At 63.4% G+C, this 23,067-nt stretch carries 21 protein-coding genes; 8 read left to right on the plus strand and 13 right to left on the minus strand.

Annotated features, from left to right (window positions below; all coding sequences use genetic code 11):
- Nucleotides 1-186 precede the first annotated feature (186 nt).
- Nucleotides 187-801, plus strand: a complete 615-nt coding sequence (locus tag NKJ77_RS25545) for a glutathione S-transferase family protein (protein ID WP_352535918.1) — start codon at nucleotides 187-189, stop codon at nucleotides 799-801.
- Between the two features lie 49 nt (nucleotides 802-850).
- Here the strand turns inward: NKJ77_RS25545 and NKJ77_RS25550 are convergent, their stop codons facing one another.
- The 5 genes from NKJ77_RS25550 to NKJ77_RS25570 all read right to left on the minus strand — a co-directional run bounded on the left by NKJ77_RS25550 (nucleotide 851) and on the right by NKJ77_RS25570 (nucleotide 8,119).
- Entirely contained in the window at nucleotides 851-1,024 is a 174-nt protein-coding gene (locus NKJ77_RS25550; RefSeq protein WP_023672009.1) for a hypothetical protein, read from the minus strand.
- A gap of 147 nt (nucleotides 1,025-1,171) precedes the next feature.
- Nucleotides 1,172-2,698 carry an ABC-F family ATP-binding cassette domain-containing protein gene (locus tag NKJ77_RS25555; protein ID WP_023711159.1) on the minus strand — a complete coding sequence of 509 codons (1,527 nt, stop codon included), beginning with the start codon at nucleotides 2,696-2,698 and terminating at the stop codon, nucleotides 1,172-1,174.
- Between the two features lie 305 nt (nucleotides 2,699-3,003).
- The gene (locus NKJ77_RS25560; protein WP_023728225.1) at nucleotides 3,004-3,339 is read right to left on the minus strand and encodes a hypothetical protein; all 336 of its coding nucleotides are present in this window, start codon (nucleotides 3,337-3,339) and stop codon (nucleotides 3,004-3,006) included.
- Between the two features lie 215 nt (nucleotides 3,340-3,554).
- Nucleotides 3,555-6,731 carry an excinuclease ABC subunit UvrB gene (gene uvrB, locus NKJ77_RS25565; protein ID WP_023831414.1) on the minus strand — a complete coding sequence of 1,059 codons (3,177 nt, stop codon included), beginning with the start codon at nucleotides 6,729-6,731 and terminating at the stop codon, nucleotides 3,555-3,557.
- 122 nt (nucleotides 6,732-6,853) lie between these two features.
- Nucleotides 6,854-8,119, minus strand: coding sequence for a hypothetical protein (locus tag NKJ77_RS25570; RefSeq protein WP_023711161.1), 1,266 nt, complete (start codon nucleotides 8,117-8,119; stop codon nucleotides 6,854-6,856).
- 146 nt (nucleotides 8,120-8,265) lie between these two features.
- Between NKJ77_RS25570 and NKJ77_RS25575 the strand changes: the two genes are divergently transcribed.
- On the plus strand, nucleotides 8,266-9,312 hold the full coding sequence (locus NKJ77_RS25575) for a CapA family protein (RefSeq protein ID WP_031195364.1): 1,047 nt from the start codon (nucleotides 8,266-8,268) through the stop codon (nucleotides 9,310-9,312).
- Between the two features lie 45 nt (nucleotides 9,313-9,357).
- Nucleotides 9,358-10,326 (plus strand): DUF3137 domain-containing protein, encoded by a 969-nt coding sequence (locus NKJ77_RS25580; protein ID WP_023749774.1) that lies wholly within the window; start codon nucleotides 9,358-9,360, stop codon nucleotides 10,324-10,326.
- 116 nt (nucleotides 10,327-10,442) lie between these two features.
- Here NKJ77_RS25580 and NKJ77_RS25585 read toward each other — a convergent pair whose 3' ends face one another.
- Entirely contained in the window at nucleotides 10,443-10,895 is a 453-nt protein-coding gene (locus tag NKJ77_RS25585) for a YegJ family protein (protein ID WP_245266129.1), read from the minus strand.
- Between the two features lie 141 nt (nucleotides 10,896-11,036).
- Nucleotides 11,037-11,552, minus strand: a complete 516-nt coding sequence (locus NKJ77_RS25590; RefSeq protein WP_023672002.1) for a hypothetical protein — start codon at nucleotides 11,550-11,552, stop codon at nucleotides 11,037-11,039.
- Between the two features lie 286 nt (nucleotides 11,553-11,838).
- Here NKJ77_RS25590 and NKJ77_RS25595 point away from each other — a divergent pair, with 286 nt between their 5' ends.
- Nucleotides 11,839-12,471, plus strand: coding sequence for a hypothetical protein (locus NKJ77_RS25595; protein ID WP_155923215.1), 633 nt, complete (start codon nucleotides 11,839-11,841; stop codon nucleotides 12,469-12,471).
- A gap of 118 nt (nucleotides 12,472-12,589) precedes the next feature.
- Here NKJ77_RS25595 and NKJ77_RS25600 read toward each other — a convergent pair whose 3' ends face one another.
- Nucleotides 12,590-12,826: a hypothetical protein gene (locus NKJ77_RS25600; protein ID WP_023683739.1), complete on the minus strand. Its 237-nt coding sequence runs from the start codon at nucleotides 12,824-12,826 to the stop codon at nucleotides 12,590-12,592.
- A gap of 659 nt (nucleotides 12,827-13,485) precedes the next feature.
- On the opposite strand from NKJ77_RS25600, the gene NKJ77_RS25605 reads away from it, so the two are divergent.
- Complete coding sequence (locus NKJ77_RS25605; protein ID WP_023728217.1) at nucleotides 13,486-14,424, plus strand: diacylglycerol/lipid kinase family protein; 939 nt, start codon at nucleotides 13,486-13,488, stop codon at nucleotides 14,422-14,424.
- A 92-nt stretch (nucleotides 14,425-14,516) separates the two neighbouring features.
- Here NKJ77_RS25605 and NKJ77_RS25610 read toward each other — a convergent pair whose 3' ends face one another.
- The 3 genes from NKJ77_RS25610 to NKJ77_RS25620 are packed head-to-tail and all read right to left on the minus strand — an operon-like array spanning nucleotide 14,517 to nucleotide 18,258.
- Nucleotides 14,517-15,434: an NAD(P)-dependent oxidoreductase gene (locus tag NKJ77_RS25610; RefSeq protein WP_023805985.1), complete on the minus strand. Its 918-nt coding sequence runs from the start codon at nucleotides 15,432-15,434 to the stop codon at nucleotides 14,517-14,519.
- Nucleotides 15,431-16,645, minus strand: a complete 1,215-nt coding sequence (locus NKJ77_RS25615; RefSeq protein ID WP_023831412.1) for a mandelate racemase/muconate lactonizing enzyme family protein — start codon at nucleotides 16,643-16,645, stop codon at nucleotides 15,431-15,433. The genes NKJ77_RS25610 and NKJ77_RS25615 overlap by 4 nt, the downstream gene beginning before the upstream one ends.
- Nucleotides 16,642-18,258 carry a GMC family oxidoreductase gene (locus NKJ77_RS25620; RefSeq protein WP_023724935.1) on the minus strand — a complete coding sequence of 539 codons (1,617 nt, stop codon included), beginning with the start codon at nucleotides 18,256-18,258 and terminating at the stop codon, nucleotides 16,642-16,644. Before NKJ77_RS25620 ends, NKJ77_RS25615 begins: the two co-directional genes overlap by 4 nt.
- Nucleotides 18,259-18,482: 224 nt before the next feature.
- Between NKJ77_RS25620 and NKJ77_RS25625 the strand changes: the two genes are divergently transcribed.
- Nucleotides 18,483-18,878 carry an acyl-CoA thioesterase gene (locus tag NKJ77_RS25625; protein WP_023671995.1) on the plus strand — a complete coding sequence of 132 codons (396 nt, stop codon included), beginning with the start codon at nucleotides 18,483-18,485 and terminating at the stop codon, nucleotides 18,876-18,878.
- 500 nt (nucleotides 18,879-19,378) lie between these two features.
- Here NKJ77_RS25625 and NKJ77_RS25630 read toward each other — a convergent pair whose 3' ends face one another.
- Complete coding sequence (locus tag NKJ77_RS25630) at nucleotides 19,379-19,747, minus strand: winged helix-turn-helix transcriptional regulator (RefSeq protein WP_023671993.1); 369 nt, start codon at nucleotides 19,745-19,747, stop codon at nucleotides 19,379-19,381.
- A gap of 89 nt (nucleotides 19,748-19,836) precedes the next feature.
- Between NKJ77_RS25630 and NKJ77_RS25635 the strand changes: the two genes are divergently transcribed.
- Nucleotides 19,837-20,442: an NADPH-dependent FMN reductase gene (locus tag NKJ77_RS25635; RefSeq protein ID WP_023671992.1), complete on the plus strand. Its 606-nt coding sequence runs from the start codon at nucleotides 19,837-19,839 to the stop codon at nucleotides 20,440-20,442.
- Nucleotides 20,443-20,607: 165 nt separating this feature from the next.
- Here the strand turns inward: NKJ77_RS25635 and NKJ77_RS25640 are convergent, their stop codons facing one another.
- Nucleotides 20,608-21,903: a glucoamylase family protein gene (locus NKJ77_RS25640; RefSeq protein WP_023724933.1), complete on the minus strand. Its 1,296-nt coding sequence runs from the start codon at nucleotides 21,901-21,903 to the stop codon at nucleotides 20,608-20,610.
- Nucleotides 21,904-22,161: 258 nt separating this feature from the next.
- On the opposite strand from NKJ77_RS25640, the gene NKJ77_RS25645 reads away from it, so the two are divergent.
- The gene (locus NKJ77_RS25645) at nucleotides 22,162-23,040 is read left to right on the plus strand and encodes a DMT family transporter (protein WP_050588054.1); all 879 of its coding nucleotides are present in this window, start codon (nucleotides 22,162-22,164) and stop codon (nucleotides 23,038-23,040) included.
- The last annotated feature ends 27 nt before the right edge of the window (nucleotides 23,041-23,067 follow it).

A 23,067-nucleotide genomic window follows, 5' to 3' on the forward strand; every position in this document is an offset into this window, starting at 1 on the left:
GGTCTGGCCTTTGCGAACCTCAGGACGAACGAGGCGGCGGCAATCCTACATGTCTGATGCGATTTTTTGGGCCGCTGCGATTTTTGGGGTGAAATGAACTTGCGTCGGCGGCGCCCAATCAGAGCGCAATCCTCGGTATGAGCAGGCTAGAAAAGGGGACTGCTTCTCCAACCCGCTGAGACGACAATGATCCTCTATTACCAGACCCATTCGCCCTTTGCGCGCAAAACGCTCGTCTTCGCCCATGAGGTCGGGCTTGCCGACCGGCTCGAGGTCATTCATCACGAGACCAGCCCGACCTTGCGCAATGCCCGTGTCTACGCCGAAAACCCGCTCGGCAAGGTGCCGGTGCTGCTGCGGCCGGATGCGCCGCCGCTCTTCGATTCCGATGTCATCTGCGCCTATCTCGATACGCTGCATGACGGCCGCAAATTGCTGCCGCAGGACGGCGAAGCGCGCTGGCAGGCGTTGCGGTTGCAGGCGGTCGCCCAAGGCCTGGCGCAGACGGGCATAGGCCTGCGCTGGGAGACGGAAAGGCGGCCCGAACAGTTGCGCTATGCAGCGCTTGCCGAAGGCTACCGGGAAAAAATCGAGGCCAGCTATGACTGGATCGAAAGCGCGCTGGACGACGAGACACCGCTCCATGTCGGCCATATAGCGCTTGCCACCACGCTGTCCTGGATGGCGTTCCGCCAGCTGCCGTCCTTTCGCGCGCGGGCGCGGCTGACGCGCTGGTTCGAGGCGTTCGAAAAGCGTCGATCGATGCAGGCGACGCCGCTGTCGGGCGATACGCATGACTGAGCAACGGTCGCCCCGCGGCGGCCTGCATCGATCTTTCCCGACCGCATGGTCAGGGCGCCCTGCAGATCCGCGGGCCGTTTTGCGCGTCGATGAGGATTTCCGGCCAGCCGATATCCTTGCGCAGTTCGATCGGCAGGGCCAGAAGCTCGCGCTCGCTGCGATAGCGGGCGCGGTTCTGTGCGTAACGGGCGGCGACGCGGCCTATGGATGACAGGATGGACATGATGCGTTCTCCTCAGATGAAGCCGGCATCATCGTGTCGGCATCCCAAGGACGCAGCAGGTTCAGGCGATCCGACAGAGCGCTGAAAATATTCTGGGAGATGTGAAACCATGGGCCGCAACACAGTGCGGCCCATGGTGGTAGTTCCTCAGCCCGCCGTTTCAGCCACTGAGCGGAAGAAATCCTCGGGGTCTTCGACTTCGGTCAGCTTCCGCTTGTCGATCAGCCAGAAGCGGTTGCCGATGGCGCGGATGAAGGAACGGTCGTGCGAGGCGAGCACACAGCTCGCCTGGTGCTTGAGCAGTTCCTCCTCCAGCGCTTCCTGGCCGTCGATGTCGAGATGGTTGGTCGGCTCGTCGAGCAGGTAGAAGTTGGGGTTGGCGAGTCTCAGCGCCAGCATCATCAGCCGCGCCTTCTGGCCGCCGGACAGCACGCCGATCTTCTTCTCCTGCATCTCAATGACAACGCCGGCGCCGGCAAGCAGCGAGCGGGCGCGTTGCTCGCCGACATCGTAGCGGTGCGAGACCAGAGCCAGCGGCGTGTCGTCGCCACTGATGCCGGCCAGCGCCTGGTCGCTGTAGCCAAGCACCGTCGACGGCGTCACCTTGACGTTCGGCACCGTGTCCGGCTCGGCGATGGCGTTGCGGATCAGATCGACGAAACGCGACTTGCCGACGCCGTTGCGGCCGAGCAGCACGATGCGGTCGCCCTGGCAGATGTGGCGCTTGCCGGTCTTGAACAGCAGCGTGCCGTCCGGCGTTTCCACTGCGGCGTCATCCAGCGTAATCAGCACCTTGGCATGGGTGCCGCGGTTGGCCAGCCGGATCGCGCCGGCCGATTTCTCGCGATGCGCCGATACCGCGGCGTCTTCCAGCTTCTCCGCCCGTTCCCTGAGTTGCTTGGTCTTCACCGTCAAAAGGTCGCTGCCGGAATTGATGCCGATGTTGTTGAGCTTGGCGGCCTGCTTGCGCAGTTGCTGCGCCACCTTCATGTCGCGCTCGAACCGGCGCGCCGTCGAGGCGTCCAATTCGTCCAGGGCCTGCCGCGCCCTGGAATAGGGCAGTGCAAACACCGGCGAGTCCTCCGGGCGCAAGAACAGCGTGCGGTTGGTGACGGCGTCGAGAAAGGCGCGGTCGTGACTGGCGATGACCACCGGCACTTCGCGCGGCAGGGCGTTCAGCCAGCTTTCCAGCTGGCTGATCTTAGCGAGGTCGAGATGATTGGTCGGCTCGTCGAGCAAAAGCACATCCGGATCGGTGACCCAGACGCGGGCGATCAGCGCCAGCCGCTGCCATCCGCCGCTCAGCGCCTGCATCGGCCGTTCGCGCATCGGCTCGGGCACGTCGAGCGAATCCAGCACCACGTCGACGCGCCACATCTCGCTGTCGGCCTGCTCGGCCGGCAAGGCATCGGCCACCACCTGATGGAAGCTGCGGCTGAGAAGGGCTGGCGGAACCGACTGCTCGACATGGCCGACACGCAGGCCGCGCGTGCGAGAAATGTCGCCCGAGGTCGGCTCCAGCGCGCCGGTCAGGCATTTAAGCAAGGTCGACTTGCCGCGGCCATTGGCGGCGACGATGCCGAGCCGGTCGCCGGCGCCCATGGTGAGGTCGAGATTGGAAAACAGCGGCGCACTCATGGTGACGCCGAGGGATTTGAGGCTGATCAGGGCCATTGCGATTTCTCTGGTCTTGCCGGAGACAACTCCGGATGCACTTTGACGGTGTGCTTGCCGGCCGTCAGGCTCAGCTTTGCGCACCACGAAGGGCAGACCAAAAAATCGAAACGGGAAAAAACCCGTAATGTCCCTGGTCAGCCCTGCAAGCGAACTCGCAGGGCAGAAATCGGGCCACGCTGACGATGGTGATCGATAGACACGCAGCCCTCCTTTCAAGACAAAACTTTGAGTGTGTGGAGCGATTACACCAAAGGCGGGGGTGGAGGCAAGTGGGCGGGTCGGTTGGCAATCGGCCGCTACTGTCACACGGGCCTCAGATGGCCTCCGCTCACTCCGTATTCCCTGTTTGGATCCAGCAGGAAATGTCCGAACACTGCGCTCCTGTGAAGATCAACAACGATCACAAGCAGGGCGTTGAACCTGCCGGTGCCAATCAGAACTTGATCGAACCGGTTTTGGGCATCCCGGTAGACATAGTGGACGTCGTTCAAATAGGGCAGGCCGATCTCATCGAGATCCAGCGCCTCGACATACGGCCATATGTCCACGGCAGCCTCTGCCTTGGCGGTGACGTTCGTCATGGGCTCGGCGAAGCAAGCCTTGAACTCGTCTTCCTGAAGTCTGCGCGTGACGATCATCACGCATTCTAGTGGCCGGCGTCGAAAATTCGCAACGGTGCAGCGGGTCGGTTCTTACCTTCTCCCCTTGTGGGAGAAGGTGGCCGAGCGAAGCTCGGTCGGACGAGGGGTGTTCCAGAAAATACCAACGTCTCACTCCGCTGGAACACCCCTCAACCGTCTCGGCGCTGCGCGCCGATCCACCTTCTCCCACAAGGGGAGAAGGGAAAGGGCGCTTACTTTCCTGGCCGTCCCGTCTTCCCCGGCCGCCGCTTATCACGACGCGCATCGCCTGGGTCCTCGTAGGAGCCGATGCCAGCACGCTGGCGAATGATTGGCTTGGGGGAATCGTCGCGATCCTTCGCGCCCCCCTCTGTCCTGCCGGACATCTCCCCCACTTGGGGGGAGATGGGGTTTGGCTTGGCCGGCACTTTTCCTTCGACCGGCTTTTCGGTCCGCCGCACGGTCATCTCGTCCAGCGAGTTTTTCTTGAACAGCGGCTTGGTGGCATCGCCCGGAATGCCGAAGTCGGAGCCGTGCGCCTCTTCGGCCGACTGTTTCTTGAACAGCGAGCGCGATACCGCTCCGGCCGGTGTCGGCATGTCGGTGCCTGGGCCCATGTCGTCGATCGAGGGCTTGGCGAACAGTGGCTTCTTTACCGGCACGGCGCCGTCGGCGCCCATTTCGTCGAGCGCCGGCTTGCGGAAGAGGTTGGACCGGGCAGCCCTGGCCGCCTCTTCAGCCGCGCGTGCGTCGTCGAACTTGCGAAAACGCTCCTGTTCCTCAGCCGTACGGTGCTTGGCCACGCCCTTGTTGTGCTTGCCCTTCTCGCGGCCGGAGACCGGGCTTTCCATGTCGGCGTATTTGGCCAGAGGGTCTTCCGAGATGGACAGTTCCATCTCGCGCAGCCGCTTGATCTCGTCGCGGATGCGGGCGGCCTTCTCGAAGTCGAGATTGGCGGCGGCGTCGCGCATCTGCTTTTCCATGGCGTCGAGATGAGCCTTGAGATTGTTGCCCATCATCGCACCGGCGCCGTCGGTGAACTGCGAGATATCGGCGCGGACATGGTCCTTCTCGTAGACCGAGTCCAGAATGTCGGAGATGCGCGACTTCACCGATTCCGGGGTGATGCCGTTGGCCGCGTTCCATTCCATCTGCTTTTCGCGGCGGCGGTTGGTCTCGGCCATCGCCCGCTCCATCGAGCCGGTGACCTGGTCGGCATAGAGGATGACCTTGCCGTCGACGTTGCGGGCGGCGCGACCGATGGTCTGGATCAGCGACGTCTCGGAGCGCAGGAAGCCCTCCTTGTCGGCGTCGAGGATGGCGACGAAACCGCATTCAGGAATGTCGAGGCCTTCGCGCAGCAGGTTGATGCCGACCAGCACGTCGAAAGCGCCGAGGCGGAGATCGCGCAGAATCTCGATGCGCTCCAGCGTGTCGATGTCGGAGTGCATGTAGCGAACGCGCACGCCTTGCTCATGCAAATATTCGGTCAGGTCTTCGGCCATGCGCTTGGTCAAAACGGTGACCAGCGTGCGGTAGCCGGCGGCCGTGGTGTCGCGGATTTCGCCGACGACATCGTCGACCTGGCTTTTCGCCGGGCGGACTTCGACCGGCGGATCGATCAGGCCGGTCGGGCGGATGACCTGCTCGGCGAACACGCCGCCGGCCTGTTCCATCTCCCAGGCGCCGGGCGTTGCCGAAACGGCGACGGAGAGCGGTCGCATGGCGTCCCATTCCTCGAAGCGCAGCGGCCGGTTGTCCATGCAGGAGGGCAGGCGGAATCCATACTCGGCCAGCGTCGCCTTGCGGCGAAAGTCGCCGCGATACATGCCGCCGATCTGCGGCACGGTGACGTGGCTTTCGTCGATGAAGACTAGCGCGTTGTCGGGGATGTATTCGAACAAAGTCGGCGGCGGATCGCCCGGCTGGCGGCCGGTGAGATAGCGCGAATAGTTCTCGATGCCGGCGCAGGAGCCGGTGGCTTCCAGCATCTCAAGATCGAAGCGGCAGCGCTGTTCGAGCCGCTGTGCCTCCAGCAGGCGGCCGGCGCGCTCGAGCTCGACCAGCCGGTGCTTGAGCTCCTCCTTGATCGACTTGATCGCCTGGTTGAGCGTTGGACGCGGCGTCACGTAGTGCGAGTTGGCGTAGATCTTGACGCTCTTCAGCTCGCCGGTCTTCTGGCCGGTGAGCGGATCGAATTCGGTGATCGCCTCGATCTCGTCGCCGAACATCGAGATGCGCCAGGCGCGGTCTTCAAGGTGAGCCGGGAAGATTTCGATCGTGTCGCCGCGCACGCGGAACGAGCCGCGGACGAAATTGATGTCCTGGCGTTTGTATTGCTGGGCGACGAGATCCGCGAGCAGAGCCCGCTGGTCAAGCCGGTCGCCGATCTGCATCTGGAAGGTCATCGCCGTGTAGGTCTCGACCGAGCCGATACCGTAGATGCAGGACACCGAGGCGACGATGATGACGTCGTCGCGCTCGAGCAGCGAACGCGTGGCCGAATGGCGCATGCGGTCGATCTGCTCGTTGATCGAGGATTCCTTCTCGATGAAGGTGTCGGTACGCGGGACGTAGGCTTCGGGCTGGTAGTAGTCGTAATAGGAGACGAAATACTCGACCGCATTGTCGGGGAAGAATTTCTTGAACTCGGAATAGAGCTGCGCGGCCAGCGTTTTGTTGGGCGCCAGGATCAAGGCAGGGCGCTGCGTCTGCTCGATCACCTTGGCCATGGTGAAGGTTTTGCCGGAGCCGGTGACGCCGAGCAGCACCTGAGTGCGGTCATTGTTGTCGACGCCCTCGACAAGATCCTTGATGGCGGTCGGCTGGTCGCCGGCCGGCTCGAAATCCGACACCATCTTAATGGCGATGCCGCCTTCGGATTTTTCCGGGCGGGCAGGGCGGTGCGGCGTCCACAGCACGCCGTCCTTGTGCAAGGGGTTGCCGGATTCGATCAGCGCCGACAGCGCCGCGACCGTCGCGGTGACGCTGCCCGAGGCCATCGTCTCGGCGTCTTCCAGAGAGATGTCGAGACCGGCGACCGGGTTGAGGCCGGCGGCGGTGCGTTCGCGCGCCGTTGCCGCGCCACCCATCGAGGTCCCGCGCGAACTGCGGCCGGGCGCAGCGGACCGCTCCGGGATCTTCTTCGCGGACTTTGGCGATCTACCATCGCCCTTACCGGTGAGACGGCCTTCCTTCTCGGCCTCCTGCTCGATCTGCTCGGCCCAGTCGGCAATCGAGCCGGTCAGCGGCGTGCCGGTGAAGTCGGCCTGCGGCGCTTCGGCAAAGCCGGCTCTGTGCAGAGGCTCCGAGGCATCGAGGAAATCGGTCAACGGGCTGCGCCGCTTGGGCGGCGAAGCGCTGTTGTCACCCGCCGGAGACGGTGTCTTTTTCTCGGGAAGTTTGGCCATGCCCCAAATATGGGCAGAGTCCGCCAAAATGGAAAGAGTGCAATGGCAACGGACGCTAAGCGGGTCGAAGCTCCTGACACAAGGGTGTCAGGAGCTGTGTCACGCAAAGCCGGGCCACCTGCTCAATTGAACCACAGCGCGAAGGTCAAAAACCCACCGCCACCGAACTGACGCTGGATCTGGTCGAACTCGCCGCTGGTCACGATCTCACCGCTCTCGAGGTAGGGCGCGATGGCCGGGCCGGTAATCGACAGCACCAGGTCGAAAGGCTTCGGTTCTTCGAAGAAACGCTTCATGTTGATGCCCTGGCCGGTGCTGACCGTGATGCGGAAATGCGGCAGCAGCTTGCGGCCTTCCAAAAGGTCTTCGGCCATGGTCAGAGTGGCGAGCCAGGCCTCGACCTGCTCCTCGCCGACTTCGAGCCCGGTGAGCGGGTTCTCGCCCTTCTGCTGCGGTCCCGGCAGCCATTCGCGGTCATTGTCGGTCTCGGCGCGGATCGCCTTCCAGTCCTCGCGCGACAGCCGGATCATTTCGAGCAGATGGCGGCGCGCCGCTTGACGGCGCTCCGGCTCGACCACCGGCCAGTTCACGAGGTGAACCATGGAGATGAAATCCGCGATGCGCCATTCCGATGAGAAGATGCTGCTGCCCATGTCCCCGGCGGGAGGCACCAGAACGTCCTGCAGCGGCAGTTTGGCGCGCGGGAACAGCATGTGGAACGAGCCGTCGAACATGGTCCTGAAATCATGCGCCAGCCAGAAATCGGCCTGCGCCATCAGGAATTCGGCATAGCCCTGCAGCCAGAAACCGTCGGCCCGGTCGAAGCGGAATGTGAGCGAGGGAGCGGCGCCGTCCGACGAGATACCGCCGCGCGACAGCGAGGCCATGATCGCGGCCATGCTTTCATCCGGCGCGATGGCACCGTCTTCGTTGAGATCGATGCCGGCATGGGTGAGGTCGACGACCATGCCGATATCGGCATCGGCGGGTACCGAGCCCAGAGTGGCCGCGGATGTCTCCAGCCGGTCGCGGAAGGCGACCAGAATGGCGCGGAACTGCTCATAGGTCAGCGGTTCGGGATTGGGATTGTCCGGAATCGGCAGCCGCATCAGCGGCAGCATGAATGATTGCGGGCTTTCGAACCCGTGGCGGTGCAGACCGCCGGCGAGGATTTCCAGCGCGGTGAAGAATTCGCCGGCCCCGGCGGCATAGGCTGACGCCGGATCGCCCTGGGCTGCAGCCTCGAGCGTGGTAAGCGCGGCGTTGCGCTCGGTCACCGTTTTGGCCTCGAACAAAGCGGTTGCCGCTTTGGGCGCGGCGGCGCGGGCCGAAGATAAAGGCAGCAACAGGAGGAGGGCGGACGCCAGCAGGCCTGCAAAACGTGTCATCTCATCCCTCCACTATGCGATGCGCAGACATTACACGCATTTGGCGCCGTGTCTGCCGGCGGCAGTGTTTCAAGGACTGACGGTCGACACTTCCCGGGCAGACCGTCTACACAAGCTAACCGATTGGGCAAACGATTGGGCGTCGCGTGTCGAACTATCCGCTTTCCTACAAACTGTCATGGCTGCCGCGCTTCCTGAAACCGTCTCTCGGCGGCGATGTCAGGGATTTTGCACCGAGGGCGGCGACGACGATCATCGATCCGCCGCCGGGGCGGAAGGTGCGGCTGGCCTTTGTCGGCGATATTTCGGCGGTGGCCAACCATAGTGCGCCGGAGTGCGATCCGGAAATCGCAAAGCTCTTGGGCTCAGCCGATCTGGTGATCGGCAATTGCGAAAGTCCGGTCGTCGAGCGGCCGAGCGTGGCGTTTGGCACGCGGCTTGGCACTCACCATGCGATGAGCGAGCGGTTTCTTGCCGCGGCGCTTGCCGCCGTAGGCATCGCGCGTGAAAAGCTCGTGCTGTCGCTGGCCAACAACCATGTGCTCGACCAGGGCGTCGCCGGTTTCGACGAGACCGTTGCGGCGTTGAAGCGGCTTGGAATCCGCACCATCGGCACCGCGAAAAAAGGACCGGTCGAGCAGGTCAAGGCCGGGCCGCTGACGATCGGCTTTGCCGCCTTCACACTGTGGCGCAATGGTGACGCCGGGCCATTCACCGAGCTTGTCTCGATGCAAGGCGATCCGGCGGCATGGCCGAGAGGCGCGGCCGACAAGAATATCGATCTCACCTGTGCGGTGCCGCACTGGGACTGGGAGTTCCGGCATTTTCCGCAGCCGCAAACGCAAATGCTGGCGAGGGTGCTGGCCGGTCACGGCGTCGGGCTGATTGCCGGGCACCACGCCCATGTCGTGCAGCCGGTGCAATGGGTCGGCAAGACGCTCGTGGCTTACGGGCTTGGCGACTTCCTCGGCACGGCGCTGGCGCGGCAGCCCTGGCCCGGCCGCATCGCCGGCATTTTCGTCGTCGATGTCAGCGCCGATCTCGGCATGCGCGGTGCGATCGCCGGGTACCGGATGCATCCCTTCATGCGGCTGCGCTCAGGCGGGCATGAGCGGTTGGTTCCGGTCGAGGCGCTGACTGGCCGGATGAAGGGCAAGGTCGAAGCCAGGCTGAAGGCGATCTTTGGCGACTGACGACTTTCCCGCTATTATAGGCATAAACGGACTTGCGAGGGGGCGATGGAAGCAGCTGAGTTCATGCCTGATGAAGCGGTGGTCGCCGGCATCAGGAAGAATATCGAGATCTATGAGGCTGGACGGGCTTCGGCCTACCGCCAGGTGCGCTGGCGGGTGCCGGTGTTTCTGGGGCTGCTGCTGGTTTTTGTCGTGCTGGTGGCCTGGCTGTTCAACAAGGTCGCTGACTTGAACGAGCAATGGTTCTCGACGCCGCATGTGTTCCTCTATGCCGGCGGTTTCTTCGCGGCGCTGCTGCTGTACTTCCTGGCGATCAGGCCGGCGACGAGGCTGCAGCAATCGTTCCGTGACACGCTGCTGCCGATCATCTTCGGCTTCATCAGGGATGTGCGCTATCAGCACAGCGTGACGCCGAATTCCTTCGACCGGCTGCCGCGCGCCGTGGTCGGCGCCTTCAACCGGCAGAGCTTCGACGACATCGTGTCAGGCCGCTACGAGGATTTTCCGTTCGAGCTCTACGAGGCGGAGTTGCGCCAAGGTTCGGGCAAAGGCTCGTCGACGGTCTTCAAGGGCGTCATCGTTGCGTTCGAGACGATCGCGCCGTTCCCCGGCATATTGGTCGCGACGCGCCGCAGCAACGCGGTGGTCGGTTTCTTCCGCGGCATCTTCGCCGGCAAGATGCAGGAACTGTCCAGCGGCGATCCGCTGCTCGACGGCGACTACGAATTTCGCACCGACAATGTCGCCGCCGCGCAGCCGCTGGTGAGCGGCCGGTTGGCGCAGGCGCTGAAATGGCTGCACGAGACATGGCGCGATGATCCGGCGCGGGTGGCACTTAATGGCAGCGATGGCTTCCTGCTCTTGCCGCAGCCGAAGAATTTCTTCGAACTGCCCGCCATTTCCGTGCCACTCGATTACACCAAGCACATCGCGCCGATGATCGCCGATATGGGCGCGATCTTGGCGACGGCGGCGCTGGTGCGCAAGATCGGCGCGACGGATGGCGAGGCCTAAAGCGCCGCGCGTCGAAACGAATTCATGCGACGCGCTTCAGGTCTTGTTTTCATGCATATCGTTGCCCCAAAACGGCGGTCCTGTTTGGGCGCATGCATTAGCCAGGCTGCCGCGCGTCAGCAGGCGAAGCCGTAGTTCTGGCGATAATATTCGACGTCTTCTTGCGCCATCGTCTTGAACATCACGCAGACGGTGAAGCTGCCGACCTGGCGACCGTTTTTGGTGTAGCCCCAGTCGGAAATATCGTCCCGGTTGAATTCGAGTTCCTGGCCGGCCACGACATTGTGCACCGCTTGCGGCTCATTGGCCAATGTTCCTGCAAAGCCGGTCGCGGTCTTGTGGAAGGGGATGATCCAGAAATGCTCCGAGGCGTCTCCGTCCCTGACCTCGACTTTCAATTTGTAGCTGGTTGTCCCGGCTGGCGGCGCATCCGACAAGGACAGGAATTCATCGAGGCTGGCGCGCGCCTGCGCAATGGCCGCCGCCATGTCCGGATCGTCCCTGGCGACGCCTACAACCTTGTCGCCGCCCTGGCCGGAATCCTGCGCACCGGTCGGAATCGGCGCCAAGGCCGCACCGGGACAGCACGGTTCGAACTGCATGCTTCATGAAATGGCGCTCCTGCGTGTCGATGCCTGACACCATCATGCATCTATCTGGAGTTTTCAACGGCAGTGCGATAGCGTGGTATGGTCCGAACGGCAGGCCGCTCACAACCCGCTCGGCACCAGCCCTGCCAGCCAGTTCGCGGACCGCTTGGCAATGCCGACCGTTGCCGACGCGACGCGGCCGAGATCTGTCTTGACCACGGCGTAGCCGTTCCTGGTGCGGTAGAGCACGCCTGTTCCGCCATCGACCACTTGCTCGTAGGCGACGGGCCGTACCGCTGCTGCCTCCATGGCCGTCGTCGGGGAGCCGACGGGAACGCTCGGCCGATGGCTCAGTTCCGGCGGCAACGGGGTTTGGACATTCCGGCTGGCGGGCTTCAGTTCCGGGCGGGATGCGGCCGCCGCCAGTTGCGAAGAAGACGCCGACCCCTTGCTGCGGCAGATGCCAGAGACCAGCGGATAGTCGAAGTTCTTCTGGTGCAGCATCTGGCTTTTCATCGCCGCTTCGCAGTCGGCGATAGTCGCCCACTTCGCCGGCGTCTCGCCGATATATTCGCAAAGCTTGGCGTCGCAGTCGCAGCCGACAATGGTCATGGCGACAAGGGCGGTCTTGATCACGGTCTTGTCCTTCGGATTGCCCCCCGGCAGCCAGTCCTTCCATCGCGCGCGAACAAGGCGGGATTTTGGCCGCGATCACGCGATGAGCCGGGGGATGCGTTTTTCGGGTACGGCTCACTATAGGTGGATTTCGAGACACCCGGTAGCAGATAGGGCGGGAGCGTGATGCATTTGCAGGAAGAAGCCTGAATAAATCTTGTCGGCTATGGCCGCGACAACTGTTTCTTGGCCCGGTTTTCTACTACGATACTCACGGGGCGATACAACAATATAGGAGGGGTTTGTCATGGGAAGAATTGTTCGGTCCGCTGAGCCTGTGCCGAAAAGGGATTCAACGCTCGAGGGCATTCCAGGCGATGCTCCGCTCGGCGTCGACGATGACAAGCAAGAAGATCAAGGATCGAAAGGCGGCGACGGCTATCTCGACCGGGTGGCGAAGTACGTGCCTGCCGAAGTCGTGGCATTTTTCATCTTCGTCAACTCCATCCTGGTCAATGCCACTGAGCAGCCGGTTGCCAAGGCGTTGACCGATGCGGTGGCGGAAGAGACCAAAGGCAATCCGGGGGACATTCCGGGTAAGGTGCAGGCAGCCATCTATAAGATTGAAATGGCCGGTATCAGCGTCTGGACCATTTCATGGATCATGTTGATCGTCGCGCTGGCGATGACGCCGGTGTATCTGAAATCGGTCAGCGATTCAGCCGACAATGCGGAGGCTCCGGGAGCCAACATCGTCATGTCGATGCTCGCCTTCCCATTCTGGGCCTATGCCGTAAACGCGCTGGCCCTCAGGCCATGGCATGACGGTGCGCTGGCCAGCATCATGCTCGCCACCTTCACGCTCATCAGCGGCGCCATACGGCCGGAATATATAAACGCTGGCCTCAATTTGATCCCGGGCATCGGCCCGAAGAAGTAGCTTGGCCCGCCGGGCAGGCCGCGGTGCAGGGCGCGGCTTCAGTTGTAGACGCGCTCCAGCCTCGCGCCTGCTTCGAACAGCGCCGGCAGCACGATGTGCAGCTTGCGCACGGCGACGATCAGCCCGGTGCGACGGGTGGCCGGATCGATCGGAACGGTTGGCTGAACAGCGCCCGGGCGCCTTCGGGCGGAGCGAAGTCTGCCGCCGAAAGCACGGTGAGCATGATCGCGTCGTTGCCACCGATCTCGACGAAGGACACGCCTCTGTCGATCAGGCGCGGGATCATGTCGGTGAATTGCTGACCGCGCCTGGTGATGAAGATGGTGCCGTCAGCGCCGAAATCGCGTTCCAGCAAAGTATCGGCTTCTTACGCGTCGCTTCGCCGACCGGACCCTTGGCCCAAAAGACAGTCGGCGCCGGGATTTCTCCCAGCGCCTCCCTGTCAGATCAGGACACGGTCGCGGCAGCAACTTCCGTGAAGTCGTCGCGCCATGCCGGCCTTGATTTTGACGGTCCTGCCAGTCACCGCCCGAGGGCAGTGCCCGTTCCAGACCACGCCGTTCTCCACCCTTGCGAGCTTCGTTCGGCGCGCCATCGAAGGTTTTCGCCGTCCTTCATGGCAGCATCGGTCCGCCGTTGGCGTTCGCACGCTTTCCGCGGCCCCGTAGGTCTCGGCATCCGTCCCTCGAACAGGCAAGCCTGCTCTCGCTTCGGGCCGTACGGGCCTCAGGAAATCCGCCTTTTCGCTTTGCCTTTCGGCGTGGCGATCGGTAGCCGCCTGAGATGGTTAAACTTACGCCGGGTAAGGGTTTTGGGGAATGGGCGTGAGCCTGTGGATAACGGGATTATCGGGGATCGTTTGCCACAAAGCTCGGAATTTCGACTCCAGCTGCATTAGACAGCCCGCCCGCTTTTTGGCGCCTGATCGGCTGTGCCCCTTGCTCCGCCGGCTGGCGCGGGCTTCAATGCCGGCAAAGCATCGAGCCTATCGGCTCGGTGCGGGGAGGGTGCGCATTGAAAGTCGGGGTGGTGCTCAATCCGATTGCCGGCGGCGGCCGGCTGAAACGGCATTGGCCGGAGGTCGCCGCATCGCTGAAAAAGCATTTCGGCGAATTCGAGCTGCGCGAGACGCAGGCCGAGGGCGACGCCGAAAGGCTGGCGCTCGACCTCGCGGCAAGCGGCTTCGAGCTGGTGATCGCGGCCGGCGGCGACGGCACCGCCAGCGAGGTGGCCGACGGATTGCTGCAGGCTTTCGATGAGAGCGGCCGGACAACCGAACTTGGCTTGCTGCCTTGCGGCACCGGCATCGATTTCGCGCGCGGACTTGGCCTGCCGAAAGAGGTGGATGCGGCGTTGAAGCGGATCGCCGAAGCCAAGGCGCGCAAGGTCGATGCCGGGCGCATCTGCTACATCGACGACCATGGCGCGCTGGCCAGCCGGCACTTCATCAATATCGCCAGCCTCGGCCTGTCCGGCGCCACGGACCGTGCGGTCAATGCCGACAAGCGCAAGGGCAGGATGTCGGCCAAGGCGCTGTTTTTCTGGCGCACCGTGGTCGAGTTCATCCGCTACCGCTTCCAGGACGTCAGGATCACCGTCGACGATGGCACCCCGGTCGAGGCGCGCATGGCGCTGGTGGCGGTCGCCAACGGAAAGTTCTTCGGCGGCGGCATGATGATCGCCCCGGACGCCGAACTCGCCGACGGCCAGTTCGACATCGTCATCCTGCGCGCGGCCGGCAAGCTGAAGCTGATCTGGGATATTCGGCTGCTCTATGGCGGCCGGCACCGCAACCATCCCGCCATCACCATATTGCGTGGCCGGAAAGTGGTGGTCGAACCTATCGGCGATGTCGAGAAGAACGGCGCGCTGGTCGACATAGATGGCGAGTCGCCGGGGCGTATACCCGCGACGTTTGAGATCCTGCCCGGAGCGCTGACGCTGAGATATTGAATCAAGGCGTTGAGGGATTGATTCAGGTGGTTTGAGCGGCGATTCCGGCGAACCGGCCAAGGGCCTGAAATCGCAGGACATATTTACCCGGCTTAGCTTTCCAGCTTGGCTGGGAAACCGGGCGCGCGCAGATCCATGTCGACGGCATCCTCGAGCAGTTTGACGATCTGGGTCGACCAGGCGCCGCCGCCATATTCCTGTTTGCCCATCAGGAAAATCTCACTCACAAGCGGCGCCAATTGGAGTGGCAGTCTGAACTCCCTGCCCATCGCAAGCGCAAAGCCGAGGTCCTTCAGTGCCAGGTCCATGGTGAAGCCAATGTCGTAGGAGCCGTTGAGGATGAGCTGGCTTTCGGTCTCATGGACGAAGCTGTTGCCGGAGGAGGCGACGATGGCGTGGTAGGATTGCGCGAGGTCGAGGCCGCCTTGCTTGGCCAACATCAGCGCCTCGCCGGCGGCGACGAGATGGATGAAGGCCAGCATGTTGGTGATCACCTTGATCACCGCCGCCGAGCCGACCGGACCCATCAGGAACGACTTTGCGCACATTGCTTCGATGGCCGGACGATGGCGCTCGTAAAGCGCAGCATCGCCGCCGACAAGCGCGGTGGTCTTTCCGACCGCGGCCAGATGCACGCCGCCGGTGACCGGGCACTCCAGCGTCTCGATGCCTTTGGCCGCGGCGAGGGCGGCGAGGCGCAGGATCTCGTCGCGGCCGTTGGTCGACATCTCGATCCAGGAGCCGCCCCTGGGCAGACCCTCGAGCAGGCCGCCGGCATTCGCCAGCACCGCTTCGCTGACCTTGGGCGAGGGCAGGCAAGTAATGGCATTGCCGGCCTGTGCCGCCGCTTCGGCCGGGCTGGTCGCGGCCGTGGCGCCGAGCGCCACGAGGCGCTCGACGGCGGCGGGGTCGCGGTCGAAGACGATGACGACAAAACCGTTGCGCAACAGGCTGGCGGCAAGGTTGCCGCCGAGATGGCCAAGGCCGATGAAGGCGTAGCGTTCGCTCACGGCATCAGCGGCGTTTGCATCATCTGCAAATGCAGGTCCTTGCCGGTGTAGGGATGCGCGTCGCAGACCGCTTCGTTGAGCTCGACGCCGAGGCCCGGCCCCTTCGATGGAATGACATTGCCGTCCTGCCACTCGATCTTCTTCTTCAAGAGCGTCGCGTGGAAGCCGTCCCACTGCTTCAGCGATTCCAGGATGAGGAAATTGGGCAGCGTCACCGCCAGCTGGATGTTGGCGGCGCCAACGATCGGCCCACAATAGCAGTGCGGCGCGATCTGGATGTGGTATGCCTCGGCCATGGCGGCGATCTTCTTGGTTTCGAGAATGCCGCCTGAGCGGCCAAGGTCCGGTTGCAGGATGGTGGCGGCGCGGTTCTCGATCACGCGAGCGAATTCGAACTTCGTGGTCAACCGCTCGCCGGTGGCGATCGGGATCGAGGTGCCGCGGGCGACCTGCGCCATCACTTCGGGCATGTCCGGCGGGACCGGCTCTTCGAACCACAAGGGATCGTAGGGCTCGATGGCGCGCGCCATGCGCAGCGCACCCGACGCGGTGAATTGGCCATGCGTGCCGAACAGAATATCGGCGCGGGTGCCGACCGCTTCGCGGATCGCCTTGACCATGCGGGTGGAGACATCGATGTCGATCAGGCGCGGCTGGTGGCCGTCGAAGGCGGTATAAGGTCCGGCCGGGTCGAGCTTGACGGCGTTGAACCCCTGCTCGACATATTCGAGCGCGCAGGCGGCCGCCAATTCGGGGTCATTGTAGACGTTCCTGCCGTCCGGCGCGTCTTCCGAATGGACGCTGCCGGTGTGCGGATAGAGATAGGTGTAGGAGCGCAGCGTCTCATGCACCTGGCCGCCGAGCAATTTGTAGACCGGCTTGTTGGCTTCCTTGCCGACAATGTCCCAGCAGGCCATTTCCAGGGCCGAGAAACAGCCCATGCCGGTAACGTCGGGGCGCTGGGTAAATCCTGAGGAATAAGCGCGGCGGAAGAAGGTCTCGATGTCATGCGGATCGTGGCCGATCAGGTAACGCTCGGCCATGTCCTCGACCAGCTTCGCTGTTATGTGAGCCGAGAAGGTGGCGTTGTAGGCCTCGCCGTAACCGACGACGCCGCCATCGGTGGTCAGCTTGACGAAGATGAAATACTTGCCGCCGATGCCGGGCGGCGGGTTGCCGACTACCCAGGTCTTGACGTCGGTGATCTTCATTTTTGGTCCTCCAGAACCAGTTCGGCGCCCTTCCATCCGGTCATGACCGAGGCGGCGTTGGTGTTGCCGGTGATGTTGGCGGGAAAGATCGAGGCGTCGATGACACGCAGACCTTCGAGCCCGTGCACTTTCAGGCGCGGGTCGACGACGGCGGCCCCGGCGTCCGGCCCCATGCGGCAGGTCGAGACCGGGTGATAGACGGTGCCTGAGCGCTTCCTGAAATCCTGGATCAGGTCGGCATCCGATTGGATCGATGGGCCCGGCAAAACCTCCTCAGTGATGATCTCGGCCATGGCGGGCATCGAGGCTATCTTGCGCACGAATTTCACCGCCGCCAGCATCTCGTCGACATCGGCGTTGGTGGAATAGGCGTTGGCGACGATCCTGGGATAGTCCAGCGGATTGCTGGAGCGGATCATGATCTCGCCGCGGCTGGACGGGCGGCAGTTGGAGAGGCCGATGGAAAAGCCCGGCCACGGATCCGGCGTCAGGATCGGCCGCTCGCCGCTCTTCGGAATGACGGTCGAGAAAGCCTGGAAATAAAGCTGCATGTTGGGGCGCGAAAACGCCGGGTCGGTTCGGAAGAAGCCGCCGCCATGGTTCATCGACAGCGACAGCGGGCCGGAGCGGGTGAGGATGTACTGCATGCCGACCAGCAGCTTGCCCCACCAGGGCCGCAGGATTTGGTTGAGCGTCGGCACGTTTCCCTTGAAGGTATAGTTGATGCCGACATGGTCCTGCAGATGCGCGCCGACATTTTCGTTGGCGTGGACGACCGGGATGCCAAGCCCCTTGAGCAGTGACGAGGGGCCGACGCCGGACAGTTGCAAGAGCTGCGGCGAGTTGATCGAGCCGGCGGACAGGATGACTTCGCGGCCGGCCCGCGCCGTCTTGGTCTCGCCGTTCTGCAGATATTCGATGCCGACGGCTCGCTTGCCCTCGAACAGGATCCTGCTCGCCAGCGCATTCGTCTCGACGCGGACGTTTTTGCGCTTCATCGCGGGGCGCAGGAAGGCGCGCACGGCCGACATGCGGCGGCCGTTTTTGGTGGAGATCTGGTAGGTGCCGACGCCTTCCTGGGCGGCACCGTTGAAGTCGGGGTTGAGCGGCAGCCCGGCTTGCTGGCCGGCGGCGAGGTAGCGCCTGGTCAGCGGATGGACGGCGTTCGTCGTGTCGGTGATATGCAGCGGCCCGCCGGTGCCGCGCCATCTATCGGCGCCGGCCTCATTGTCCTCAAGCGCCTTGAAGCCCGGCAACAGATCGTCATAACCCCAACCGGGATTGCCGGCATCGCGCCAGTCATCAAAATCCTCGCGCGCGCCTCGGATCCAGACCATGGCGTTGATCGAGCTTGAGCCGCCAAGCAGCTTGCCGCGCGGCCAATGGTCGACATTGCCGGCAAGGCCGGGGTCCGGCTCGGGCTTGTAGTTCCAGTTGACCGCGGGGTCGAAGAAAGTCTTGCCGTAGCCAAGCGGCATCTGGACATAGAAGCGGCGGTCGCTGCCGCCGGCTTCCAGCACCAGCACGGAGTAACGGCCGGAAGCCGACAGCCTGTCGGCGAGAACCGAGCCGGCTGAGCCGGAGCCGACGATGATGAAGTCATAGGTCTGCATGATTGGTGTTGGCGGCTCCGCAAAACTGGCTGCAGCCTATCCGCGGCAGGCTTCCGAAGTCGCGGTGCCTTCCGGCATGCGTTGTGAAAAATGCGACCGTGAGACGCCTGGCCGGAAAAGCTGCCATGGAACCGACATTGCGCCGGGAGCCTCGCCCGTCGCGTTGACCTCTTGGGTCCATGACGCTAGGGGATCGAGGGCAATCGTTTCAGGGGATCCGGCAGATGGTGCATTACGCGGACGGACGGCCGATCGGCGATCTGACCTTGCGTACGCTCGCCATGCCGGCCGATGCAAATGCGGCCGGCGACATCTTTGGCGGTTGGGTGATGGCGCAGATGGATCTTGCCTGCGGCATCCGTGCGGCCGAGCGGGCCAAGGGCCGCGTGGTGACGGCGGCTGTCAAGGAAATGTCCTTCGCCAAAGCGATGAAGATCGGCGACACGCTGTGCATCTACACCCATGTCGAGCGCGTCGGCCGCACCTCCATGACGCTCAAGGTCGAGGCGTGGGCGCAGCGCTACCTCTCCGACCTGATGGAGAAGGTCACCCACGCCGATTTCGTCATGGTGGCGCTGGATAGCGACGGCAAGCCGAAGCCGATTCCAACCGAAAGTTGACATCGTCGATTCTGCCAAGCTTGCGCTTATGTAACATCCCCCGCGCGGGCGATGCGCTGCGCGACATCCAACGGTTGCCTTCACATCCGATTCTGCGGGCGGCGGAGGGAAGACAATGCGTCAACACATGCTGAACGGCTGGCTCGTGGCGGCCCTTGTCGCGGTGATCTGCCTGCTTGGCACGACCGCTTATACCGAGATCAGGAAAGAGCTTCCAGGCGTTGCCTGCACGCACGACCGGACCGTCGGCAACGAGCGGACTGCCCAGCGGTCTGCAAGAGTAGAGACGTGCGGCGCGATGTGTTGCAGCAACCCTGCGTCAAAGGCCTGAGGGCCCGTCAGCGGAAGACCTCGTCAGCCTCAAAATGATGATGCGCCGGCGAACGAAACGCTGCAGCTATGTCGCGATGGCGTGACCAACGATGCAAGGGCGGATCCAGTTAAACCCGGGTACGCGTCGTCGGCGGCAAAATCCGTAAACCGTTGCTGGACAACGGTTTTCAGGCGTGCACGCCATCGAATCTTTCGCGCGCCGCCTGGACCCGAACGGTGTTCCTGCGTGCCCATTCGCCGAGCGCGCCGACCGGGACCAGCAGCTCATGGCCGAGCTCCGTCAGCTCATAGTCGACGCGTGGCGGGATGGTCGGGAACACGGTTCGGGTGACGAAGCCGTCGCGCTCAAGACCGCGCAAGGTGGTGGTCAGCATCTTCTGGGAAATGCCGCCGACAGCGGCGCGCAACTCATTGAAACGCAGCGGTCCGGCGCCCAGTTTGCCGACAACCAGAACGGTCCATTTGTCGCCGACGCGCTGCAGGATTTCCGAGACGGCTCGGCAGTCTTCGGTGTTGTGCGGGTGCCTCAGTAACATAACGGTGCCTCCTTGCGCTGCCATTTGTCAGTATCTCATATAGCGCCGGTATCCAGACGATACCAGCTTCTGCATATATGGAGAGCCCCATGTCCAAGCCCAAAATTGCCATCGTCGTCGGTTCGACACGCGCCGCGCGTTTCGCCGATGTGCCCGCCCAGTGGATCGCCAAGATCGCGAAATCTCATGCCGACATCGACGTCGAGACCGTCGACCTGCGCGACTGGCCGCTGCCCTTTTTCGACGAGGTCGCCTCGTCCGCCTGGGCGCCGTCGCAGAACGAAGTTGCCCAGCGCTGGCAAAAGAAGGTCGCCGAATTCGACGGCTTCATCTTCACCGCCGCCGAATACAATCATGGCCCGACGGCCGTGCTGAAGAACGCCATCGATTACGCCGCCAATGAATGGAACAAGAAGCCGGCCGGTTTCGTCGGCTATGGCAGCGTCGGCGGCTCGCGCGCTGTCGAACATTTGCGTCTTGCCGCGGTCGAATTGCAGATGGCGCCGGTCAAATCCGCCGTTCACATTGCCTGGAGCGATTTCCTGGCGGTGCGCCAGGGCGAGAAGAAGCTCGAGGAGATCGAGCATCTGAACCAGGCTGCCACGGCGCTGGTCAACGATGTTGCCTGGTGGGCCCGCGTGCTCAAGGCAGCGCGTCAGGCCGACGCGATTGCCGGCGAAGCCCAGGCGGCCTGAGCCTTATCCTCCCAAGGATCGATGATTTTTCCAAAGGGCGGCGTTTGCGCCGCCCTTTTTCATTCACGTGAAGAGGCGCTCTCGGCTCCCTTGGCCGGATGGTGGAGTCGGACCGGCAAGGTCGCGCTGATGCCTTGACGATCCCGCGCGAAGGATCGCCGCCTGTCACAGCCAACCGCCGGAAAACCCGGCCCGGCGCAGTCCTGTGGTGATGGCCGGCACGCGGCGCATCAATCGCCACAGGAAGTCGGACCGGTAGTTCTCGATCATCAGGGCGATCGGCCCCTGGTTGATGCCGACATGGTCCGGCGATACCCAACCGCAGGCGCGACCGTCGTCGGCAGCGATCGTCGGGTTGAAGCTCGCGGTGAAGCCGTAAGGGTTGCCGTCGCGCAGGTCCATCTCGTGGAAATGGCGCAGCGCCGGCAGCACGATTTCCGGCGCAAAAGGCAAGGAGGCGATTGCCGCCCATGGCGACAGCGTGCCGTCATCGGGGCCAAACGGTGCGCCGCGGGCGAGATAACCGAAGAAGCGGCGTCCATCGGCTCGCCGCGCGATCGGACCTGGGCCGTCGCTGGCGGTGACGCCCCAGCAATTCTCGCCATAGCCCGCGAACCCCCTCGGATTGCGGATTGCGTAATCGCGCTGCAGATACGTCGCCTGGCGGCTGTTTTCGAAATAGTCCCGGTCGTGATCGCGCATGAAGGCATCGCGGATGTCGCGAAAATCGATCCAGATATGCGAGAACTGGTGGATGAAAAGCGGGCCGGCATAGACCATCTCGCGGCCGTAGATGGTCTTCCATTTGTAAGTGGACAGCCAGGCCGCGTAGCTCTCGGGAGTTAGCGAGTGGGTCGGCGAACCGAGACCCAGGACGTACAGGATCAGCGCCTCGTCAAATCCTTCCCAGCGGTAGCGGAGAAAGCCTTTTCCAGGCCGCCAGCCATGGGTGACGGTGGCGCCGCCGTTCTGCGCCCAGCGCCAGTCGGCACGGCGGTAGAGCGCATCGGCAAGCTGGCGGATTTCCAGTTCGAGCTCATCGTCCTCGTCGAAATAAGCGCCGGCGGCCAGAACACCGGCAAGCAAAAGGGCGGTATCGATCGTGGACAGTTCGCAATTCCAGACGCGGCGGCCGGTCTTCATGTCGAGGAAATGATAGTAGAAACCCCTGTAGCCGGTGGCATCGGGCTCCGGCCCGTGCGGGGCGTTCCAGAAGAAGCGAAGCGTGGCGAGCGTCCGCTCGATTGCGGCATCGCGCGTCATGAAACCGCGCTCGACACCGACGGGATAGGACGACAAAGCGAGCCCGACGGCGGCTATGCTGGCAGGCGACGCCTGCGTGTTGCGGTCGGCGACCAGGCCGTTGGCAGGGTTGGCCTCGTTGAGAAAATACTCGAAGGACAGGCGCTGGATATCTTGGAGAAGCTCGTCGTTTAGCGCGTGTTCGTTCGATGCATCCATGACAATCGATATAGAGGCTTTGGCTGCTTTTGCCATTCTTCCAGCGGATCAATCATGGGTGAGGGCAGGCTGGGGCCGATAGCGAAAGGCGCTGCCGACGCACCGAATTCAAATCGAGGGGCTGCGAAGATCGGTTGGACCGCCATATGCACGGCCCTGCCATCTGGCCTGGCCGTCCTCCCCTGATATATCCGGCTGCGATCCATCACATGAGCATGCCCCGTGAAGTCACCCAGCCTGTCAGGCGTCGTTTCCCCCATGACCCCGGTGCTGGTCTGTGCACTTGCGATCTTCCTTCTGTCCGCCATGGATGCGGCGATGAAAATCCTGGTGATCGCCGTCGGTGTCTACAACACGGTGCTATGGCGAAGCATGCTTGCGAGCGTGGTCGCGGGCACGGCTTGGGCGGCGGGGCCGCGTTCCCTTCCCACGCCTTCCGTGCTGCGGCTACACGCGCTGCGCGCCGTGGTCGTGGGCATCGTTCTGCTGTCGTTCTTCTGGGGCCTTGCCAGATTGCCGCTGGCGGATGGGATCGGGCTTAGTTTCGTCGCGCCGCTGTTCGCTCTCCTGCTGGCGGCGCTGCTTTTGGGCGAACGCATACAGCGCCAGGCGATCTGGGCGTCGCTGGCGGGCATCGCCGGCGTCGTCATCATCATGGCCGGACAGTTCGGGCAAGGGAATTATACCGGGGATGCCCTGCTTGGAACGGTGGCGGTGCTCGCATCGACGGTGTTCTACGCCTACAATCTGATCCTCTCGCGGCGGCAGGCGCTGGTGGCCAAGCCAGTCGAGATCATGCTGTTCCAGAACCTGTGCGTTGCCGCCGTCCTTCTCCCCGCCGCTCCCTGGCTCGCGGTTGCCCTGCCGGGCAATCTCTGGCTTCCGCTGGCCGGGGTGACGGCGCTGTCGCTCTCCGGGCAGTTCCTGATGAGCTGGTCCTACGCGCGGGCCGAAGCGCAATATCTGATCCCGACGGAGTATTCTGCCTTCATCTGGGCGATCGTGTTTGGCTGGCTGTTCTTCGACGAGGCGGCGACCTGGACCACGCTGGCTGGAGCGGCCCTGATCGTGGCCAGTTGCCTGATCGCCTCGCGCTCCAATCCGAAGCTTGCCGAACCGATCGAAGCCGCGGTCTGAGGGCGCTATTCGCTTTGACGGCAGAGC

It is taken from the genome of Mesorhizobium sp. M0052 (genome assembly GCF_040323255.1).
Lineage (GTDB): Bacteria > Pseudomonadota > Alphaproteobacteria > Rhizobiales > Rhizobiaceae > Mesorhizobium.

Bases quoted from the DNA above. Each gene is read 5' to 3' on its own strand.
- NKJ77_RS25560 (WP_023728225.1), bottom strand. From the start codon at position 3,339: ATGATCGTCACGCGCAGACTTCAGGAAGACGAGTTCAAGGCTTGCTTC.
- NKJ77_RS25645 (WP_050588054.1), top strand. From the start codon at position 22,162: ATGACCCCGGTGCTGGTCTGTGCACTTGCGATCTTCCTTCTGTCCGCC.
- NKJ77_RS25545 (WP_352535918.1), top strand. From the start codon at position 187: ATGATCCTCTATTACCAGACCCATTCGCCCTTTGCGCGCAAAACGCTC.
- NKJ77_RS25635 (WP_023671992.1), top strand. From the start codon at position 19,837: ATGTCCAAGCCCAAAATTGCCATCGTCGTCGGTTCGACACGCGCCGCG.
- NKJ77_RS25570 (WP_023711161.1), bottom strand. From the start codon at position 8,119: ATGACACGTTTTGCAGGCCTGCTGGCGTCCGCCCTCCTCCTGTTGCTG.
- NKJ77_RS25625 (WP_023671995.1), top strand. From the start codon at position 18,483: ATGGTGCATTACGCGGACGGACGGCCGATCGGCGATCTGACCTTGCGT.
- NKJ77_RS25550 (WP_023672009.1), bottom strand. From the start codon at position 1,024: ATGTCCATCCTGTCATCCATAGGCCGCGTCGCCGCCCGTTACGCACAG.
- NKJ77_RS25580 (WP_023749774.1), top strand. From the start codon at position 9,358: ATGGAAGCAGCTGAGTTCATGCCTGATGAAGCGGTGGTCGCCGGCATC.
- uvrB (WP_023831414.1), bottom strand. From the start codon at position 6,731: ATGGCCAAACTTCCCGAGAAAAAGACACCGTCTCCGGCGGGTGACAAC.
- NKJ77_RS25630 (WP_023671993.1), bottom strand. From the start codon at position 19,747: ATGTTACTGAGGCACCCGCACAACACCGAAGACTGCCGAGCCGTCTCG.
- NKJ77_RS25615 (WP_023831412.1), bottom strand. From the start codon at position 16,645: ATGAAGATCACCGACGTCAAGACCTGGGTAGTCGGCAACCCGCCGCCC.
- NKJ77_RS25620 (WP_023724935.1), bottom strand. From the start codon at position 18,258: ATGCAGACCTATGACTTCATCATCGTCGGCTCCGGCTCAGCCGGCTCG.
- NKJ77_RS25595 (WP_155923215.1), top strand. From the start codon at position 11,839: ATGGGAAGAATTGTTCGGTCCGCTGAGCCTGTGCCGAAAAGGGATTCA.
- NKJ77_RS25555 (WP_023711159.1), bottom strand. From the start codon at position 2,698: ATGGCCCTGATCAGCCTCAAATCCCTCGGCGTCACCATGAGTGCGCCG.
- NKJ77_RS25640 (WP_023724933.1), bottom strand. From the start codon at position 21,903: ATGGATGCATCGAACGAACACGCGCTAAACGACGAGCTTCTCCAAGAT.